Genomic DNA, 17,924 nt, shown 5'->3' on the forward strand with positions numbered 1-17,924 from the left:
GCGGTGACGCCACTCCTGTTTTCTGTTATCCCGCCCCCGCCCTCGGGTCTCCCAGGTGTCGGACGGAAAATGCGGGGGACAGGGAAAGGACGTGGGCGGCTGTGACAGCGACTGAGGAGCACCTTGCCGCGGTGGTCGAGGCGGCGCGGCAAGGTGCCCTGTGGGCGCAGGACGAGCTGGTCACCGAGTATCTGCCGCTGGTGTACAACATCGTGGGCCGGGCGCTGAACGGGCACGCGGACGTCGACGACGTGGTGCAGGAGACGATGATCCGCGCGCTCGGCGCGCTCGGCTCGCTCCAGGACCCGCGCAGCTTCCGGTCCTGGCTGGTGGCCATCGCGATGAACCAGATCCGCGGGCACTGGCACAAGCAGCGGGCCGCACCCACCGGCTCCGGGCTCCAGGACGCGTACGACGTGGCCGATCCCGGCGCCGACTTCGTGGACCTGACCATCCTGCGCCTGGGTCTCGAGGGGCAGCGACGGGAGGCGGCCGAAGCCACCCGCTGGCTCGACACCGACGACCGCGCGCTCCTTTCGCTGTGGTGGCTGGAGGCGGCCGGGGAGCTGAGCCGCAGCGACGTGGCCACCGCCATGTGTCTGTCGCCGCAGCACACGGCGGTGCGGGTGCAGCGCATGAAGGCGCAGCTTGAGACCGCTCGCCTGGTCGTACGGGCGCTGTCCGCGCAGCCGTCGTGCGCCGGGCTCGCCTCGGTGCTCGGCGCGTGGGACGGGCAGCCGTCCGGGCTCTGGCGCAAGCGGATCGCCCGGCATGTACGGGATTGCACGGCCTGCTCCGGGTACGAGGCGGGGCTGGTGCCGGCCGAGGGGCTGCTGGTCGGCCTCGGTCTGGTGCCGGTGGCGCTGGCCGGGCTCGCGGGGCTTGCCGCGCTGGGGCGGGGTGGCGGGTCGGGGGCGGGCCTCGGTCACGCCGCGGATGCCGCGTACGGTGCGGATCTGGGTCCTGGCTCGGAGTTCGCCGAAGGGGCCGACTGGGCCCATGGCTCGGATTTCGCCCAGGGGGCCGACTGGGCCCATGGCCCGGATTTCGCCCAGGGGTACGACCGGGCCCATGGCTCCGATTTCGCTCACGGCACGGACGTGGGCCAGGGGCCGGGATCGGCCCACGGCTCCGACTCCGCCCCGGCCGGACACGACGGCTTCGCGGGCGGACCCCTCGGCCCGGACGCCCGCCTGGACCACGTCCCCCCGTCGCCCGGCACCCCCGCCGGTGACGCCTCCGTCCTCGCCACCGTGGGCGACGCCCCGCCCCCCGGCCGCCGCAGCCACCGCCGCCCGGGCCGCATAGCCGAGCGGCGGCGCGCCACCGTGCTCGCGGCCGCCGCCGCCGTACTCGTCACCGGAGGCACGATGGCGGGCCTGAACCTGCTGCCGGGCGACGCGGAGGACGACAAGTCGACCTCCGCGGCCGACGCGCCGCCCGAGACGTCCGCCGCCCCCGACGACTCGCCCTCGCCCACCGCCTCGCCCTCGCCGTCGCGCAAGCCGAAGGCGAAGCCCAGCAAGTCGGCCGCGCCCGAGCCCAAGCCCTCGCGCACGAAGAAGCCCGCCCCGAAGCCGACCAGGACCGAGACGCCGAAGCCCCGGCCCACCGCGCCGACCGCACCCACGGCCGCCCCCGCGAACACCACGGCAGGGAAGGTCCTGGCCATCGTCAACGACGAGCGGGCCAAGGCCGGTTGCCGTCCCGTGAAGCTCGACGACCGGCTCTCCCGCGCCGCCCAGCTCCACAGCGAGGACATGTCCGAGAACGGCTACTTCGACCACACCAGCCAGGACGGCCGCTCCTTCGCCGACCGGGCCACGGCCCAGGGCTACCCCTCGCCCGGCGCCGAGAACATCGCCCGCGGCCAGAGCTCCCCGGACTCCGTCATGCAGACGTGGATGAACTCCCAGGGCCACCGCGAGAACATCCTCAACTGCGACCTGACCACCATGGGCGTCGGCGTGGTCGAGAAGGACTGGACGTGGACGCAGGTGTTCGGAAGGTAGCCGGGGTCCGGTGCCCGCCGCGAAGCCCGGCCCGAACGTGGTCCGAAGCCCGGCCCGAAGCCCGGCCCGAAGCCCGGCCCGAAGCCCGGCCCGAAGCCCGGCTCGTACGCGGCCTGAAGCCTGGCCCGAAGCCCGGCCTGAAGCCCGGCCTGAAGCCCGGCCCGAAGCGCGGCCCGAAGACCGCGCAGAACCCCGGACGCCCGGCCCCCTCGCCCGGCAGGATGGACGCCATGCCGAGACTCCGGACCGCCGCGCCCGCCCTCCTCCTCGCCGCCTTGCTGCTGGGCTGCGACTCCGCCTCGGACGAGCCGGAGGGCCTGGCGAAGGTCCTGGACACCTGTGAGGCCAGGACCGCCGACTCCCTCAAGGCCTTCACCGACAAACTGAAGGCGGACCAGTTCTTCGACCTCTCGGCCGACGGCGACACGCTCCGCGTCGTCACGCCCGCGCCCATGAGCAACGCGGTGACCAGGTCCGAGGCGCTCAACGCCGCGCAGTGCGTGTTCCGCGAGGCGGGGGCGGACCCGCGCCTGGCCGAGCAGCTCGGTGTGCCCGCGACCGGTGAGCAGCGGGCCAGGTGGAAGGGATACGCGGGGACGTGGGAGTCGGACGACCAGCGCGGGTACCGGGCGCGCGTGGTGGCCGAACACTGAGTGGTCGGACTCCTGTGTCCCGGTGCGGCTCCGGCCTCAACTGCGCAGCGGAAGCCGCGGGGCGGCCTGTCAGAGGGGGCAAGTAGCCTCGGGCGCCATGGGAATTGAGATCAACGCAGTGGCGAGTTACCCGATCAACGACGAGGTGGAGAGGGTGCTCGGGTTGGCCGAGGCGGTCGGCGAGCCTGTCACCGTCACGTTCGTGTGGGAGGGGAGCGACAAGGGGGAGCGCTCGGTGCTGGTGCCCGCGGCCACGCTGGCGCTCTGGGAGCACTGGGCGCCGACCGCCTACCCCGCGAGTGAAGCGGGGGAGGAGCACGGGCCTGCGGCGGAAGGGCCGGAGCTGGCTCACCCGGTCGCATACGGCGCGTTCACGCTCTTCCGCCGTCGCGCGGGAGGGCGCACCGCGGTCGCGCGCGACGGCGTGGTGGTCGCCGAGCTGCTGAACCCCGACGAGGCGCACTGGCTTCAGGAGAAGGCCAGGAACGTCCGCCAAGGGTTCATGGACCCCAAGCAGAAGGCGGCGTTCGAGGAGTTCCTTGCCCGGCAGGCGCCCGTGGGCGAGCAGTGACGCGCCGACCACCTCCTCCCCGCCCAAAGATATTCCTTGACACGAATATTCGTCTAGGTGAATACTGCTGTCCATGGACGCAGACGCACTCCTCACCGCACTGGCCGACCCGGCCCGCTGGCGGCTCGTGGCCCTCCTGGCCGAGCGGCCCCGCCCGGTCGGCGTCCTCGCGCAGCTCGCCGGGGCGCGTCAACCGCAGACGACCAAGCACCTGCAGCACCTGGAGCGCGCGGGCGTCGTCACCTCGCAGCGCACGGGCCAGCGCCGCATCTACGCCCTGAAGTCCACCCCTCTGCGGGACCTCGCGGCCGTGCTCGGCGGGCTCGCCGACACCGCGGACCAGGCCGGCGGCCCGCGCGAGACGTACGACCGGTACGGACGGAGCCTCGACACGGAGCGCGGCGCCGCGGAGCAGCCGGGGTGGGCCGACGGCCGCACGTTCGACTTCCACCGGACCCTGGCCGGGAGCCCCGACCTGGTCTGGCGCCACCTGACCGAGCCGCCCCTGCTCACCCGGTGGTGGACGCCCGACGACCTGCGCGTCTCCGAGCTCGTCTTCGAGGCGCGCCCGGAAGGCCGGATCGTCCTGCAGTACCGCGACACCGACGACGCCGACGGCTCCGACCAGGTCGCGGGGCACGGCGAGGGAGTCGTCCTCGACGTACGCCCCGGCGAACGCCTCGCCTACCGCCTCTCCCCGCACCTTCCCGACGGCAGCCCCGCCTTCACCGCCCACGTCGACTTCGACCTCCGGCCCACCGGCACCGGCACGGACCTCGACGTCCAGTACCGGATCACCGGCAGCACGGTCGACTCCGCGGACTTCATCGCGGGCATCGAGATCGGCTTCGGCCAGAGCCTCGACAAGCTCGCCGCCGCCGTCCGCACACCCCGGTGAACGAACCAGCCACCTCACACAAGAACGACGAGCAAGACACCTCACGCCAAGAACGACGAACCAGGCACCTCACGCCAAGAACAACGCACCAGGCACCTCACACCCACGAACCAGGCACCTCGTGCCGAGGAACGGAAAGAGGAATCACCGCCATGACCGACTCCACCGCACGCAAGGTCACCGCGAACCTCGCCCTCACCCTCGACGGGCGCTACAGCGGACCCGGCGGACCCGCCGACATCGGCGCGATCGTCCGCTACGCGACCACCGAAGTCGCACGCGACCACCTCACCCGCATCTGGGAGGGCGCGACGACAGCCGTGCTCGGCCGGGTCAGCGCCGAGGGATTCCTGGGGTACTGGCCGACGGTCGCCGCGGACGAGAACGCCGACCCGCGTGATCGCGGCTACGCGAAGTGGCTGGTCGACACGGAGAAGGTGGTCCTCTCGACCACGCTGACCCAGGCCCCGTGGGACCGCGCCCGCGTCGTGAACGCCCCGGCCGCCGACGTCGTCGCCGAGCTGAGGTCCACCGGCGAGGGTGACATCCTCGTCAACAACAGCGCGAGCGTCATCAAGGCGCTGCTCGCCGCCGACCTGCTCGACCGGCTGTATCTGCTGGTCTGCCCCGAGATCGCCGGGGGAGGGGAGCGGCTGTTCGAGGACGGCCTGCCCGGTTCGCAGTGGAAGCTCATGCGGCAGGAGACCGGGGACCTCGGCGAGCTGTCCCTGATCTACGACCGGGTGCGCTGAGGCGGCCGGTCGGACGTCCACGGCCGCGGGCGGCCGTGGACGTGAGGGGCCGTGGACGTCAGGGGCGCAGCCCCAGCGCCTCCCGCCCCGCGTACCGCGCCTGCGCGCCCAGCTCCTCCTCGATCCGGAACAGCTGGTTGTACTTGGCGGTGCGGTCGGAGCGGGACAGGGAGCCGGTCTTGATCTGGCCGCAGCCCGTGGCGACGGCCAGGTCGGCGATGGTGGTGTCCTCGGTCTCGCCGGAGCGGTGGGACATCACGACGGTGTACCCGGCACGGTGCGCGGTGGAGACCGTGGCCAGGGTCTCGGTGAGCGTGCCGATCTGATTGACCTTCACCAGGATCGAGTTGGCGACGCCGTCACGGATACCGGCGCTCAGGAGCGCCTCGTTGGTGCAGAAGACGTCGTCGCCGGTGAGCTGGCAGCGGTCGCCGAGGCGGGCCGTCAGATCGCGCCAGCCGTCGTGGTCGTCCTCGGCCATCGGGTCCTCGATGGAGGCGACGGGGTAGCGGTCGACGAGGGCGGCGAGGTAGTCGGCGTGCTCGGCGGGGGTGCGGCGGACGCCCTCGCCCGCGTAGTCGTAGACCCCGTCGTGGAAGAACTCCGAGGTGGCCGGGTCCATGACGAGGGTGATGTCGGTGCCGGGCTTGTACCCGGTCTGCTCGATGGCGCGTACGACGAAGTCCAGGGCCTCGTCGGCGGTCCGCAGGTCGGGTGCGAAGCCGCCCTCGTCGCCGACGTTCACGCTGTGACCGGCGGAGACCAGGTTGCCGCGCAGGGTGTGGAAGACCTCGGAGCCCATCCGGACGGCCTCGGCGAAGGTCGCCGCGCCGATCGGGGCGATCATGAATTCCTGGAAGTCGAGCGGATTGTCCGCGTGCGCGCCGCCGTTGACGATGTTCATCATCGGCACGGGCAGTATGTGGGCGTCCACCCCGCCGACGTAACGGTAGAGCGGCAGCCGGTGGGCGGCCGCGGCGGCCTTGGCGGTGGCGAGGGAGACGCCGAGCAGGGCGTTGGCGCCGAGCCGCGACTTCGTGGCCGTACCGTCCAGATCGATCATGGTGCGGTCCACGGTCGCCTGGTCCTCGGCGTCGAGCCCGGTCACGGCGTCCGCGACGGACTCGTTCACGGCGTCGACGGCAGCCCGAACTCCCTTGCCGTGGTACCGGTTCGGGTCCCCGTCACGCAGCTCCACCGCCTCCCTGGCTCCGGTGGAGGCGCCCGAGGGAACGGCCGCCCGGCCGAGCGAGCCGTCCTTGAGCTCGACATCGACCTCGACGGTGGGATTGCCCCGGCTGTCGATGATCTCCCGTGCGACGACCCGGCTGATGGCGGTCACGGTGCAGCTCCTCACGCAGGGCCCGCGCGCGGCGGGCGGTAAGTTTCAAGCAGAAACAAAGTGGGTCCCGAAAAGGAACCTACTATGGGTCCATGAGGATGCACAACGCTGACGAGACCTGCGGCATCGCCCAGGCCGCCCTGGTCCTTGGGGACTGGTGGAACGTCCTTGTCCTGCGCGAGGTCGCCCGCGGCCACGTCCGCTTCGACGCGCTCGCCGCCGAACTCGGCCTTTCCCGCAAGGTCCTCACCGAGCGCCTCGGCCGCCTGGTCGCCCAGGGCGTGCTGCGCCGCAGCCTCTACCAACGGCGTCCCGTGCGGTACGAGTACGTGCTCACCGACGCCGGAGCCGCGCTGCTCCCGCTGCTCGTCGCCATGCAGGACTGGGGCGACCGGTGGGTCCTCGGTGACGGCAGCCTCACCGGGACCACCGAGGCGGACAGCGCCGAACACGCCCGCGTCCACGCCCTGACCGGCACCCGCGTGCCCGACGGCATCGATCTGACCGGCCCGGGGGGCGCCGACCTGCCCCTGCTGTCCCCGGACGCCGCCGCGACCGTCCTGTTCACCTACCCCGGCACGGGCATCGAGTGGGGCGAGCCACCGATCCCCGGGGCGGTCGGCTGCACCCTGGAGAACCGGCTCTTCCGCGACGCCTGGACCGACTTCCGCGCGGCGGGCGTCGACGTACGCGGCATCAGCACCCAACTCCCGCACGAACAAGCCGAGTTCGCGCGGGCGGAGCAGGTTCCCCACCTCCTTCTCTCCGACGCCGCCCACCAACTCGCCGCGGCCCTGCGCCTGCCGACCTTCCGCGGCGCGGGCAGGCTCCGCCACAAGCGCCTGATCCTGGTCGTCGACGCCGAACGGACCGTACGCCACACGCTGTTCCCGGTCGTCGACATCCCGTACGCGGTCGACGAGAGCCTGCGCCTGGCCACGGGGTGCGTCGAGGCCGCGGGAAATCGGTGAGAACGGCACGACGCGGCGATGAGTTTTCCCGGAGCGGCCGGTCTAACGTTCGTCAAGTGATCACCATGTGCGAAGCAAGAGGAGCGGTATGAGCCAGTTGCTGCGGGTCCAGAACTTCACCGTCTCGAGCGACGGGTTCGGCGCCGGTGACGGCCAGAGCCTCGAGAAGCCGTTCGGCCATGCCGATCCGGGGGCCATGTTCGCCTGGGCCATGGCCACCGACCACCCGCCCGTCAAGGGCGTCGAAGGCGGTGGCGGCCGAGGTCTGGACGACTACTTCACCCGGGACTACGGCCGGAACATCGGCGCCGAGATCATGGGTCGCAACAAGTTCGGGCCGCAGCGCGGGCCCTGGCAGGACCACGAGTGGCAGGGGTGGTGGGGAGAGGAGCCCCCGTTCCACACACCGGTGTTCGTCATGACGCACCACGAGCGCCCGTCCTTCACACTCTCCGACACCACGTTCCACTTCGTCGACGGCGACCCGGCCGCGGTGCTCGCCCGGGCGAAGGAGGCGGCGCGCGGCCGGGACGTCCGGCTCGGCGGTGGGGCCACGACCATCCGGCAGTTCCTCGAGGCCGACCTCGTGGACACCCTGCACGTGGTGGTCCTGCCGACGAAGCTCGGCTCCGGTGCCCGCCTGTGGGAGTCCCCCGACGAGCTGCTCGACCGGTTCCACCAGGACGTCGTGCCCAGCCCGAGCGGCGTGACGCACCACCTGCTCTGGCGGAAGTGAGGCGGAGGCGTCCCCGCCCCGGGGCCCGGAGGCACAGCACCGGGCCCCGCTCCGCGGCATCACGGGGGACGGGCGCCCGCCCGCTCAGGCCGCGCGCCGCCGGAACTGCTGGTCGGCGCCGTCGCCGCACGGCTGCTGCACGAGCCGCGCCCCGTCCTGCGTGGACCCGTCCGTGACGGTCAGGCACTTGCCGCTGTGCCGGGCCGCGAGGCGGTAGCTCCCGTCGCCCCGGTCCTGGAACTGCCACTGCTGGTGGGATCCGTTGCCGCAGCGGTACTGGTTCACGGGAGCGCCGTCCCCGGTGGACTCGTCGGCCACGTCCAGGCACTTGCCGCTGTGCTGGGCGAGCACGCGGGCGTAGCCGCCGCCCACGTCCTCGAGCCGCCACTGCTGGTTGAGGCCCGAGTCGCAGCCGTACTGGACGACCCTCGTGTTGTCGGCGGCGGAGTCGTCGGACACATCGAGGCACTTGCCGCTGTGCCGGGCCTGAAGGCCGAAGTGCGGGCCGCCCTCCACGCCCTTGAGGGTCCCGGCGGCGGCGTCGATGCTGACCTTCGGGTACCACGGCAGCGTCAGCCGGGTCCGCGTCGGGAACGACAGCGGCAGCCACACGTACTGCGAGTCGTTGACCGAGCCGCCCATGGAGTTGCCCCAGCGGTCACCCATGTACAGGTACGACGTCCCCGAACTCCCCTGCACGGGAAGGACGAAGGTCGTCTGGGAGTGGTAGCCGTTGTCGTTGCCCGCGTCCTTCATCTCGCTCCACGGGCCCGTGACGCTGGTCGCGGTGGCGTACTGCTGCTGGTTGGGCTGCCAGCCGCTGTTGCCGGAGGTGAGCATGAAGTACATGCCGTCCCGCTTGAACAGCGCGGGCGCCTCGCGGTACGTCCCCGCCCAGGGGTTGGCGACCAGCTTGTCGTAGCGGGTGTAGTCGGCGGTGAGCCGGTAGATGTGCAGGTCGGCGTTGTCCTTGGCGGACGTGATCTGGTACGCGGTGCCGTCGTCGTCCTGGAACAGGGTCATGTCCCTGGACGTGACGTCGCCCGGCGGGCGCATGCTGCCCTTCCAGGTGTAGTCGCCGTCGACGGTGTCGGACACGGCGACGGCCGCGCGGGCCTCGCTGTAGTCGCCGTTGCCCTTCTCCTTGTGCATCCACATGACGAACGTGCCGGTGGACTTGTTGTAGATGACCTTGGGGCGCTCGATGTTGGCGACCTTGAGGTCGGGGGCGGACTCCTGCGTCAGGACGTCCTTCCTGAACTCCCAGGTCTTGAGGTCGGTGGAGCGGTAGACGGACACGGCCTTGAAGTTGTTGCCGCCGTCGCGTTTCTCGCCGAACCAGTAGTAGGCGGAGCCGACCTTGAGGACCCCGCCGCCGTGGGCGTGGACCGGCGCGCCTGTGGTGTCGGTGAACTGCGTCCCGTTGGTGACGGTGACCGGGGCGGCCGGGGCGGTCTGGGAGGCCTGGGAGGGGGGAGCGGTGGCGAGGAGCGCGAGCACGCTCGCGCCGGCGGCCAGGAGGGAGGTGAGGGTGCGTCTCAACATGAAGGAACCTTCGTTGCGTTCTGAATTGTTGATTCGTGTGTGATTCTGTGGAACGGGACCGTAGGAGCGTGTGCGCGGTTCGTCAATACGTTCAACACGAGCCGTTCCACAGGGGCGTGACGGACCGCCGGACACGACGGCTCGGCGGCGGCCTCCGTGACGGCTTCGCGAGTGCGCCACGTCGGCCGCGCAACAGGGCGTACGGCCTGTGCGCGCGCCGCAGTTGTGGGGCCCGACGCCATGTCGCGGGGGCCGGGGCGCTCCTAGGGTGACCGGCACCTCGCCGCTCGCAGGAGGCCCCCATGGCATACGCAATCGCCCAACCACCCACCCGAGCCCGCCTGTTGACCCGTCAGGCACGGTGGCTCCGACGCCGGACGCGGAGGATCGGCACGCTGGCGGCGGCCCTCGGCCTCGCCTCCGGTGCGTCCCTGTTCGTCCCGGCCCCCGAGGCGCGCGCGGCGGTCGCCCTGGAGCGGGTGACCGACTTCGGGGCCAACCCGGGCGCCTTGAACATGTACGTGTACCGGCCGACGTCCCTGCACGCGAGTCCGGCCGTGGTGGTGGCCCTGCACGGCTGCACGCAGAGCGCCCAGCTCTACGCCGACAACTCGGGCCTGACGAAGTTCGCCGACCGGTACGGGTTCCTGCTGGTCTTCGCCGAGACCACGACGTCGAACAACCTCAACAAGTGCTTCAACTGGTTCCAGAGCGCCGACACCGGCCGCGGGCAGGGCGAGGTCGCCTCGATCCGGCAGATGGTCGCCAAGGCGGGCTCCGCGTACGGCGGCGACCCCTCGCGCACGTACGTGACGGGCCTCTCGGCGGGCGGCGCGATGACCTCGGCCCTGCTCGCGACCTACCCCGACGTCTTCCGGGCGGGAGCGGTCGTCGCCGGTGTGCCCTACCGCTGCGCCACCGACGTCCTCTCGGCGTTCACCTGCATGAACCCCGGTGTGACCCGGACCCCCGCGGCCTGGGCGAAGAGCGTGCGGGACGCCGTCCCGGGCCACACCGGGCCGTGGCCGCGCGTGGCCGTCTGGCACGGCGACCGCGACACCACGGTCGCGCCGAAGAACGCGGACGCCCTGCGCGACCAGTGGACGGCGGTCCACGGCCTGGAACAGACACCCGACCGCACGTCCACCATCGGGCCCAACGGCACCCGGCGCGAGCAGTACCTGTCCGCCGACGGGGGAGTCGCCGTCGAGGTCGACCGGGTGCCGGCCGTCGGCCACGGCACCCCGGTCGACCCCGGAAGCGGGGCGCAGCAGTGCGGGGCCACGGGCACGGCGCACTTCGTCGCGTCGATCTGCTCCAGCCGCTGGATCACCGAGTTCTTCGGCCTCCAGCGGTGAGCCGGTCCCCGGGCGGCAACCGCGTGCGCACCGCCGCCACCGGCGCGGCCCTTCTGCTCGCCCTCACCGCCACCCCGGGCGACGCCCGGACACCCGCCCCCGCGTCCGCGACCTGCGTGCGCCTCGACCAGCTGCACGTCCCCGGCGCCGAGCGCCAACGCGCCGCCTGTCTAGGTGAGTTGACCACCGCCGGAACCGTCGGCTCGGGCCACACCGTCCCGGCCGACTGGGCCGGGCTCACCCCGAAGGACCTGCCCACGCCCACCGGCGTCCCCGGCATCCAGATCGACGGCCACTTCCCCGACACCTCCCGGACCAACACGCACCACGGCTGGGACCACGACGCCCAGTTCGTCATCCGGCTGCCCGACCGCTGGAACGGCGGCCTGGTGGTCGCGGGCACCCCGGGCAACCGGGCGCAGTACGCCAACGACAGGGCCATCGGCGACTGGGTCCTCGCCCGGGGCTACGCCTACGCCGCCACGGACAAGGGCAACACCGGGACCGGGTTCCACCGCGACGGCCGAAGGCCCGCAGACGCCGTCGCCGAATGGAACCGGCGGGTCACCCAGCTCACCAGGGCCGCCCGCGCGGTCACCGCCCAGCGCTACGGGCGACCTGCCGCCCGCACCCTGGCCACGGGCATCTCCAACGGCGGCTACCTCGTGCGCTGGCAGCTGGAGAACCACCCCGAGCTGTACGACGGCGGCGTGGACTGGGAAGGCACCCTGTGGCGCGCCGACGGGCCGAACCCGCTCACGTCCCTGCCGACCGCGCTGCGCGCCTACCCCACGTACGCGGCGGGCGGCGCCGGGGCGGCCCACGCCCACCGGAAGATCCTCGCGGCGGGCTTCCCCGCGGGCTCGGAGTTCCTCTGGCCCTACCACCACCGCACCTACTGGGATCTGACCCAGCGCGTCTACCGCGAGGAGTTCGACCCCGGCTACGACGGGCCGACCGAGGCGGGCACCCCGTACTGCCGGCCCGGCACGCCCGGCTGCGACGCGGACTACGACTACGCGCACCGTCCGGCCGGGGTCCACCGCGCCGTCGACGGATCGAGCTGACCGGCAGGATCGGGAAACCGCTGATCACGGTGCAGGGCACCCTTGACGTGCTGCTGCCCGTCAGCCGTACCGCGGACGTCTACGCCCGGCTGGTCCGGGGCGCGGGCCGCGGCGACCTGTTCCGCTCGTACCGCGTCGAGGGCGGCACGCACACCGATGCGCTCTTCGATGCCTTCCCCGACCGGCTCCGTCCGCTCGTGCCCTGCCACCGCTCGGCGTTCACGGCCGTCGAGGACTGGCTCCGCACGGGCCACAGCCCGCCGCCCGGCCGTACCCTTGCGCGTCCCGCGGGGGCGGACCCGGCCACCCTGCTCACCAGGTGTCCGTTGAAGGGCTGACCCCGAGCCGCGCGCCCCCGGGTGGGTTCAGGACCTGCCCCGCAGGCCCTGAACCCACCTTTGCCCGGCGTGCTGCGGGGTCAGCGCTTGGTGGCGAAGTTCTGCACCCACCAAGGTCCGTTGGCCTTCAGGCTGACACCGGCGCCGAAGTCCTTGTAGGAGCAGTTGAGGATGTTCTTGCGGTGCCCGGCACTGCGCATCCAGTCGCGCATCGCGGTCTTGGGGCCCTTCGGGCCCTTGTGTATGTTCTCGCCCCAGGCCCCGGCGGAGTAGCCGGCCTTGCGCATCCGGTCCCCCGCGCTCACGCCCTCCGGGCTGGTGTGGTCGTAGTAGTTCCGGGCCGCCATGTCCTTGGCGTGTGCCATCGCGGCGGTCTGCACGCGGCGGTCCAGGCGCAGGGCACGGCAACCCGCCTTGGCCCGCTCCTTGTTCACGAGGACCAGGAGCTGCTTCGCGTACTTCGCGGACTTGCTCACCGCCGGGCGCTTCGGCGGGGTCTTGGCGCGCGGGGCGGCGTCGGCTGCCGCGTCCTCGCGCCGGTCGTCCGCACCGGAGGGGTTGGCCAGCGCGTACGTACCCACCGAGGCGACCACGGCGGCCGCCACGACGCCACCGGCCAGGACACGGACCCTGCGCCCGCGCGTGTTCCGCCCGTGACGGCCGCGCCGCTCGCCGTCGGCGGCCCCGGCCTCCGGGGCGGGGGTCCGGCTCTGCGTGTCGTCGTGATCCAGGTGCATGTCTGCTCCGCTCTATGGTGCCCGCCGGTCGGTCCGGCGTATAGGAGAGCGGCTGGGCGCCCGGAGACAACACTTTTTCGCGTACGAGAGTCCATGGGGCCGTACGCGAAAGTCCATCCCGCCCCGGCCGCACCCACGCCACCCTGACGGGCAGAGCCGATGCGCTGCCGTTCCATGCCGGGCCCGCCCGCCGAAGCGGCGCCAACCATCAGTACACGCACCGGAGTTGATGGCGCCCTCGACCGGCACGCGCGCGTAGTGTTCCCCCACGCCTACGCGCGCGTGCCTTCCACGGGTGAGCGGCGGACCTGTGTGCCCCGCCGTCGACGCCCCCTGGCGAAGTCGTCAGCGCCCCGCCGACGGAGCCCCCGTGCTCTCGCGCACCACGAGATGCGTCGGCACGAGCGTCGTCCCCTGCTCGCCGGACCCGGTGCGGATCTGCCGCAGGGCGCTCTCCACGAGGAGCTGGCCGACCTGGTCGAAGTCCTGGTGGATGGTGGTCAGGGGCGGGAAGAAGGAGGACGCGTCGGGGATGTCGTCGAAGCCGATGACGCTGACGTCCCCGGGGATCGAGCGGCCCTTCTCGTGCAGGGCGCGCATGACGCCGAGGGCCATCTGGTCGTTGGCGGCGAACACCGCGGTGCAGTCCGGCTGTTCGGCCAGCAGGAGCCCCGCACGGTAGCCCGACTCGGCGGTCCAGTCGCCGCGCAGGGCGGTCGGCACGTCGCGGCCCGCCGCCTCCAGGGTGGCGCGCCAGGCGCCCTCGCGGCCCTGGGCGGCGAACGACTCCTCGGGTCCCGCCAGGTGCCACACCGTCCGATGGCCGAGGGCGAGCAGATGGTCCACCGCGGTCCTGGCGCCGCCCGCCTGGTCGGTGTCCACCACGCTGTAGCGGTCGCCGGCGTGCGAATCGGCCACGACGACCCGGACGTTGGGCGGCGGGACCAGGGAGGACGCGTCCAGGAGGTGCACCTCCATGATGGCGATGATCGCGTCCACGGCCAGCTCGCCGAGGCGGGAGAAGGCGCCGCGCACCTCGTCCTGCGTGGGGACCGCGACCGGGAGCAGCGTGACCGCGTACCCCTCCTGGGCCGCGGAGCGCGCGATGGCGTCGAGCGTGTGGACGTTCCCCGTCGTCGACAGCGTGAACGTGACGACGCCGATGGTGCGGAACTCGCCGCGGCGCATGGCCCGCGCGGCGCTGTTGGGGCGGTATCCCAGCTCCGTCATCGCCTCCAGGACCCGCGCGCGGGTCTCCTCGGTGACGCCGGGGAAGCCGTTGGAGACCCGGGAGACGGTCTGGCCGGAGACGCCGGCCAGGCGCGCGACGTCGATCATGGACGCGCCCTGTTTGCGGCGAGGCGCCCCGCCGCGGCGGCCCGGCGTCCGACGCCCGCCCGCAGGTGTTCCACTGGTTGTCACTTGCACCCTTCCCCGCACTCAAAGTCGAGTCCCGCGCAGCCTCTTGACCCTCCGCTGCGGCGCAGTGTAGACATCTCCCACTCAATGTTTACGTAAACATAACACGACCAGCGGCCCTTTCCGGCCATTGATGTTTACGTAAACATCGCAAGGCGCGCCCCGGCGGGCGCGAGGCGAGCACGAGGGGACTTGTCATGGCAACACTGCAATCCGCGGCCGTCGGACGCGCGGGCCCACCCCCGCCGCGACGGCGGCGGTCCTGGACGGGATGGGGGTTCGTCGCCCCGTTCGCCCTGGTCTTCGCCCTGGTCTTCCTGGCCCCCATCGCCTACTCGATCTATCTGAGCCTCTTCCAGGACCGGCTGATCGGCGGCACCACCTTCGTGGGCCTGGACAACTACCAACGGGCCCTGGACGACCCGGAGTTCTGGGAGGGGCTCGGCCGGGTGGCGCTGTTCCTCGCCGTCCAGGTGCCGATCATGCTGGGGATCGCGCTGCTCGTGGCGCTCGCCCTGGACAGCGGCCGGCTCTACGGCAAGAGCTTCTTCCGGATATCGATCTTCCTGCCGTACGCCGTGCCCGCCGTGGTCGCCACCCTCATGTGGGGCTTCATGTACGGCACCCGGTTCGGACTCGTCGGCGACGTGAACGACGCCTTCGGCACCGAGCTGCCCGACCCGCTCTCACCGGACCTCGTGCTCGCCTCCATCGGCAACATCGTGACCTGGGAGTTCGTCGGCTACAACATGCTGATCTTCTACTCCGCGCTGCGCGTGGTCCCGCGCTCCCTGTACGAGGCCGCGGAGATCGACGGCGCCTCGCAGCTGCGCGTCATCACCGCCATCAAGATCCCCGCGATCCGCGGCGCGCTGGTCATCGCGACCATCTTCTCGATCATCGGCAGCTTCCAGCTCTTCAACGAGCCGAGCATCCTCCAGGACCTCGCGCCCAACGCCATCACCACCTCGTACACCCCCAACCTCTACACCTACTCGCTGTCGTTCAACGGACAGCAGCAGAACTACTCCGCGACGGTCGCGATCATCATGGGCCTGATCACCATGGTCATCGCGTACGTCGTCCAGCTCCGCGGCATGCGCAAGGGAGCGTGACCCATGGCCACCCCCACCAGAACCGCCGCCAGAGCCCCCCGCGCGAGGCACGCCCCGCCGCCGCGCCTGCGCCCCGCCCGGCGTCCCCGCCACAGCCTGGCCCGCCCCCGCCGCAGCGTCCCGCTGACCCTGCTCACCGGCCTGGTCGTGCTCTACACCCTCGTGCCCCTGCTGTGGCTCGTCATCAGCGCCACCAAGTCCCAGGAGGGCCTGGCCGATTCGTTCGGCCTGTGGTTCGGCGGCGACTTCTCCCTGTGGGACAACGTCAGGGAGACCTTCACCTACAACGACGGCGTCTTCACCCGCTGGCTCCTGAACACCCTGGTGTACGTCGTCCTCGGCGCCGGAGGAGCCACCGTCCTCGCCGTCCTCGGCGGCTACGCCCTCGCCAAGTTCGACTTCCCCGGCAAGCGCGTCGTCTTCGCCGTGGTCATCGGGGCGGTCGCCGTGCCCGGCACCGCCCTCGCGGTGCCCACCTTCCTGATGTTCGGCGAGCTGGGCCTGACCAACACCCCCTGGGCCGTCATCATCCCCTCGCTCATCTCGCCGTTCGGCCTCTATCTGATGTGGGTCTTCGCCACCGAGGCCATCCCCGCCGAGCTGCTCGAGGCCGCGCGCGTCGACGGCGCCGGGGAGCTGCGCACCTTCATCCAGGTGTGCCTGCCGCTGCTCGCGCCCGGGATGGTCACCGTCCTGCTGTTCACGATGGTGCAGACCTGGAACAACTACTTCCTGCCGCTGATCATGATCAAGGATCCCGACTGGTATCCGCTCACCCTGGGCCTCAACAGCTGGAACGCCCAGGCCTCGACGGCGGGCGGCGAGCCCGTCTTCCACCTGGTGATCACCGGTTCGCTCATCACCATCCTGCCGCTCATCGCCGCCTTCCTGCTGCTCCAGAAGTTCTGGCAGTCGGGCCTCGCCGCCGGAAGCGTCAAGGAATAGCGCTCCGCGCCCGACCCGGCCCCGCTCGCTCACTTCCGCACACCGATCCGCACGTCCAGCCAAGGGGAACTCGTCCATGCCGTTGCACACCCGCCGTGCCCTGCGCGGTCTCGCCGTCGTCTGCGCACTGACCCTGGGAGCGGCCGCCTGCGGCTCCTCCGACGACGGACAGAGCCCGAAGAACGTATCCGGAAAGGACATCGACGCGGCCCTGAAGAAGGGCGGAAAGATCACGGTGTGGGCCTGGGAGCCCACACTGAAGAAGGTCGCGGAGGACTTCGAGGAGGAGCACCCGGGCGTCGAGGTCGACCTCGTCAACGCGGGCACGAACGACAAGCAGTACACCGCCCTGGAGAACGCCATGTCCGCGGGCAAGGGCGTCCCCGACGTCGCACAGATCGAGTACTACGCCCTCGGCCAGTTCGCCCTGAAGGAGTCGATCACCGACCTGTCGGGCTTCGGCGCGGCCAAGCTCGCCAGCAGCTACTCCCGCGGCCCCTGGAGCGCCGTCAGCCAGGGCGGCGACAAGACGTACGCCCTGCCGATGGACTCCGGCCCGATGGCGCTCTTCTACAACAAGAAGCTCTTCGACAAGCACGACATCGCCGTGCCCACCACCTGGGACGAGTACGTCGACGCCGCCCGCGCCCTGCACAAGGCCGACCCCGAGGTGTACATCACCAACGACACCGGCGACGCGGGCCTGACCACCAGCCTGCTGTGGCAGGCGGGTTCACGGCCCTTCGACGTCAAGGACAAGACCGACGTCGGCATCAGCTTCAAGGACAAGGGCGCCGCCGCCTACACGAAGACGTGGCAGAAGCTGATCGACGACAAGCTCCTCGCGCCCGTCACGTCCTGGAGCGACGAGTGGTACCAGGGCATGGCCAAGGGCACCATCGCGACCCTGGCCATCGGCGCCTGGATGCCCGCCAACCTCGCCTCCGGCGTGAAATCCGGCGCGGGGGACTGGCGCGTGGCGCCGCTGCCGCAGTGGACCAAGGGCGGAAAGACCAGTGCGGAGAACGGCGGCAGCTCCCTGGCCCTGCCGACGGCCGGCAAGAACAAGGAACTCGCGTACGCCTTCGTCAAGTACGCCAACCACGGAGCCGGGGTCCAGACCCGCATCAAGGAGGGCTCCTTCCCCGCGACGAACACCGATCTGACGTCGGACAGGTTCCAGCAGACCAAGTTCCCCTACTTCGGCGGGCAGAAGGCCAACCAGGTCTTCGCCGAGTCGGCGGCGCGCGTCCCCGACGACTGGTCGTACCTGCCGTTCCAGGTCTACTCCAACTCCGTCTTCAACGACACCGCGGGCAAGGCGTACGTGTCGGGCACGCCGCTCGCCGACGGGCTGAAGTCCTGGCAGCGCAAGTTGGCCGAGTACGGCAAGCAGCAGGGGTTCACCGTCCACGAGTGACCCGGCCACGCTCCGAAAGCCGCTCCCACGACGCTCGAAGGACGA

Annotated in this window: 15 protein-coding genes and 1 pseudogene; 12 read left to right on the forward strand and 4 right to left on the reverse strand. The window is 71.6% G+C overall.

Annotated elements, in window-relative coordinates; all coding sequences use genetic code 11:
* The first annotated feature begins 101 nt into the window (after positions 1–101).
* The 5 genes from OO63_RS03815 (at position 102) to OO63_RS03835 (ending at position 4,886) form a co-directional block, all read left to right on the forward strand.
* On the forward strand, positions 102–2,012 hold the full coding sequence (locus OO63_RS03815; RefSeq protein ID WP_030356469.1) for a sigma-70 family RNA polymerase sigma factor: 1,911 nt from the start codon (positions 102–104) through the stop codon (positions 2,010–2,012).
* A gap of 230 nt (positions 2,013–2,242) precedes the next feature.
* A complete protein-coding gene (locus tag OO63_RS03820; RefSeq protein ID WP_030356470.1) occupies positions 2,243–2,665 on the forward strand; it encodes a hypothetical protein in 423 nt (140 codons plus the stop codon).
* A gap of 97 nt (positions 2,666–2,762) precedes the next feature.
* Positions 2,763–3,236 carry a hypothetical protein gene (locus OO63_RS03825; protein WP_030356471.1) on the forward strand — a complete coding sequence of 158 codons (474 nt, stop codon included), beginning with the start codon at positions 2,763–2,765 and terminating at the stop codon, positions 3,234–3,236.
* 73 nt (positions 3,237–3,309) lie between these two features.
* On the forward strand, positions 3,310–4,134 hold the full coding sequence (locus OO63_RS03830) for a metalloregulator ArsR/SmtB family transcription factor (RefSeq protein WP_030356472.1): 825 nt from the start codon (positions 3,310–3,312) through the stop codon (positions 4,132–4,134).
* A gap of 152 nt (positions 4,135–4,286) precedes the next feature.
* Positions 4,287–4,886 carry a dihydrofolate reductase family protein gene (locus tag OO63_RS03835; RefSeq protein WP_030356473.1) on the forward strand — a complete coding sequence of 200 codons (600 nt, stop codon included), beginning with the start codon at positions 4,287–4,289 and terminating at the stop codon, positions 4,884–4,886.
* A 58-nt stretch (positions 4,887–4,944) separates the two neighbouring features.
* Here OO63_RS03835 and eno read toward each other — a convergent pair whose 3' ends face one another.
* Positions 4,945–6,228 carry a phosphopyruvate hydratase gene (eno, locus tag OO63_RS03840; RefSeq protein WP_030356474.1) on the reverse strand — a complete coding sequence of 428 codons (1,284 nt, stop codon included), beginning with the start codon at positions 6,226–6,228 and terminating at the stop codon, positions 4,945–4,947.
* 92 nt (positions 6,229–6,320) lie between these two features.
* Between eno and OO63_RS03845 the strand changes: the two genes are divergently transcribed.
* Entirely contained in the window at positions 6,321–7,199 is an 879-nt protein-coding gene (locus tag OO63_RS03845) for a winged helix-turn-helix transcriptional regulator (RefSeq protein WP_030356475.1), read from the forward strand.
* Positions 7,200–7,287: 88 nt separating this feature from the next.
* A complete protein-coding gene (locus OO63_RS03850; protein WP_030356476.1) occupies positions 7,288–7,935 on the forward strand; it encodes a dihydrofolate reductase family protein in 648 nt (215 codons plus the stop codon).
* An 84-nt stretch (positions 7,936–8,019) separates the two neighbouring features.
* Here OO63_RS03850 and OO63_RS03855 read toward each other — a convergent pair whose 3' ends face one another.
* Entirely contained in the window at positions 8,020–9,480 is a 1,461-nt protein-coding gene (locus OO63_RS03855) for an RICIN domain-containing protein (RefSeq protein ID WP_030356477.1), read from the reverse strand.
* A gap of 302 nt (positions 9,481–9,782) precedes the next feature.
* On the opposite strand from OO63_RS03855, the gene OO63_RS03860 reads away from it, so the two are divergent.
* Both OO63_RS03860 and OO63_RS41245 read left to right on the forward strand, forming a co-directional pair.
* Entirely contained in the window at positions 9,783–10,838 is a 1,056-nt protein-coding gene (locus OO63_RS03860) for an extracellular catalytic domain type 1 short-chain-length polyhydroxyalkanoate depolymerase (RefSeq protein WP_078618872.1), read from the forward strand.
* A gap of 23 nt (positions 10,839–10,861) precedes the next feature.
* Positions 10,862–12,243 (forward strand): annotated as a pseudogene (locus tag OO63_RS41245) (3-hydroxybutyrate oligomer hydrolase family protein).
* 80 nt (positions 12,244–12,323) lie between these two features.
* Here the strand turns inward: OO63_RS41245 and OO63_RS03870 are convergent.
* Together OO63_RS03870 and OO63_RS03875 are read right to left on the reverse strand one after the other, a co-directional pair.
* Positions 12,324–12,980, reverse strand: a complete 657-nt coding sequence (locus tag OO63_RS03870; RefSeq protein ID WP_078618874.1) for a CAP domain-containing protein — start codon at positions 12,978–12,980, stop codon at positions 12,324–12,326.
* A 345-nt stretch (positions 12,981–13,325) separates the two neighbouring features.
* Positions 13,326–14,318 (reverse strand): LacI family DNA-binding transcriptional regulator, encoded by a 993-nt coding sequence (locus OO63_RS03875; protein WP_030356480.1) that lies wholly within the window; start codon positions 14,316–14,318, stop codon positions 13,326–13,328.
* Between the two features lie 278 nt (positions 14,319–14,596).
* Here OO63_RS03875 and OO63_RS03880 point away from each other — a divergent pair, with 278 nt between their 5' ends.
* The 3 genes from OO63_RS03880 to OO63_RS03890 all read left to right on the forward strand — a co-directional run bounded on the left by OO63_RS03880 (position 14,597) and on the right by OO63_RS03890 (position 17,879).
* Positions 14,597–15,514, forward strand: a complete 918-nt coding sequence (locus OO63_RS03880; RefSeq protein ID WP_030356481.1) for a carbohydrate ABC transporter permease — start codon at positions 14,597–14,599, stop codon at positions 15,512–15,514.
* A 3-nt stretch (positions 15,515–15,517) separates the two neighbouring features.
* The gene (locus OO63_RS03885) at positions 15,518–16,459 is read left to right on the forward strand and encodes a carbohydrate ABC transporter permease (protein ID WP_030356482.1); all 942 of its coding nucleotides are present in this window, start codon (positions 15,518–15,520) and stop codon (positions 16,457–16,459) included.
* Between the two features lie 76 nt (positions 16,460–16,535).
* Positions 16,536–17,879 (forward strand): ABC transporter substrate-binding protein, encoded by a 1,344-nt coding sequence (locus OO63_RS03890; protein ID WP_030356483.1) that lies wholly within the window; start codon positions 16,536–16,538, stop codon positions 17,877–17,879.
* The last annotated feature ends 45 nt before the right edge of the window (positions 17,880–17,924 follow it).

The sequence above is a fragment of the Streptomyces alboflavus genome (genome assembly GCF_000716675.1).
Classification (GTDB): Bacteria; Actinomycetota; Actinomycetes; order Streptomycetales; family Streptomycetaceae; genus Streptomyces; species Streptomyces alboflavus.

Bases quoted from the DNA above. Each gene is read 5' to 3' on its own strand.
- OO63_RS03820 (WP_030356470.1), top strand. From the start codon at position 2,243: ATGCCGAGACTCCGGACCGCCGCGCCCGCCCTCCTCCTCGCCGCCTTG.
- OO63_RS03825 (WP_030356471.1), top strand. From the start codon at position 2,763: ATGGGAATTGAGATCAACGCAGTGGCGAGTTACCCGATCAACGACGAG.
- OO63_RS03830 (WP_030356472.1), top strand. From the start codon at position 3,310: ATGGACGCAGACGCACTCCTCACCGCACTGGCCGACCCGGCCCGCTGG.
- OO63_RS03835 (WP_030356473.1), top strand. From the start codon at position 4,287: ATGACCGACTCCACCGCACGCAAGGTCACCGCGAACCTCGCCCTCACC.
- OO63_RS03845 (WP_030356475.1), top strand. From the start codon at position 6,321: ATGAGGATGCACAACGCTGACGAGACCTGCGGCATCGCCCAGGCCGCC.
- OO63_RS03850 (WP_030356476.1), top strand. From the start codon at position 7,288: ATGAGCCAGTTGCTGCGGGTCCAGAACTTCACCGTCTCGAGCGACGGG.
- OO63_RS03855 (WP_030356477.1), bottom strand. From the start codon at position 9,480: ATGTTGAGACGCACCCTCACCTCCCTCCTGGCCGCCGGCGCGAGCGTG.
- OO63_RS03860 (WP_078618872.1), top strand. From the start codon at position 9,783: ATGGCATACGCAATCGCCCAACCACCCACCCGAGCCCGCCTGTTGACC.
- OO63_RS03870 (WP_078618874.1), bottom strand. From the start codon at position 12,980: ATGCACCTGGATCACGACGACACGCAGAGCCGGACCCCCGCCCCGGAG.
- OO63_RS03875 (WP_030356480.1), bottom strand. From the start codon at position 14,318: ATGATCGACGTCGCGCGCCTGGCCGGCGTCTCCGGCCAGACCGTCTCC.
- OO63_RS03880 (WP_030356481.1), top strand. From the start codon at position 14,597: ATGGCAACACTGCAATCCGCGGCCGTCGGACGCGCGGGCCCACCCCCG.
- OO63_RS03885 (WP_030356482.1), top strand. From the start codon at position 15,518: ATGGCCACCCCCACCAGAACCGCCGCCAGAGCCCCCCGCGCGAGGCAC.
- OO63_RS03890 (WP_030356483.1), top strand. From the start codon at position 16,536: ATGCCGTTGCACACCCGCCGTGCCCTGCGCGGTCTCGCCGTCGTCTGC.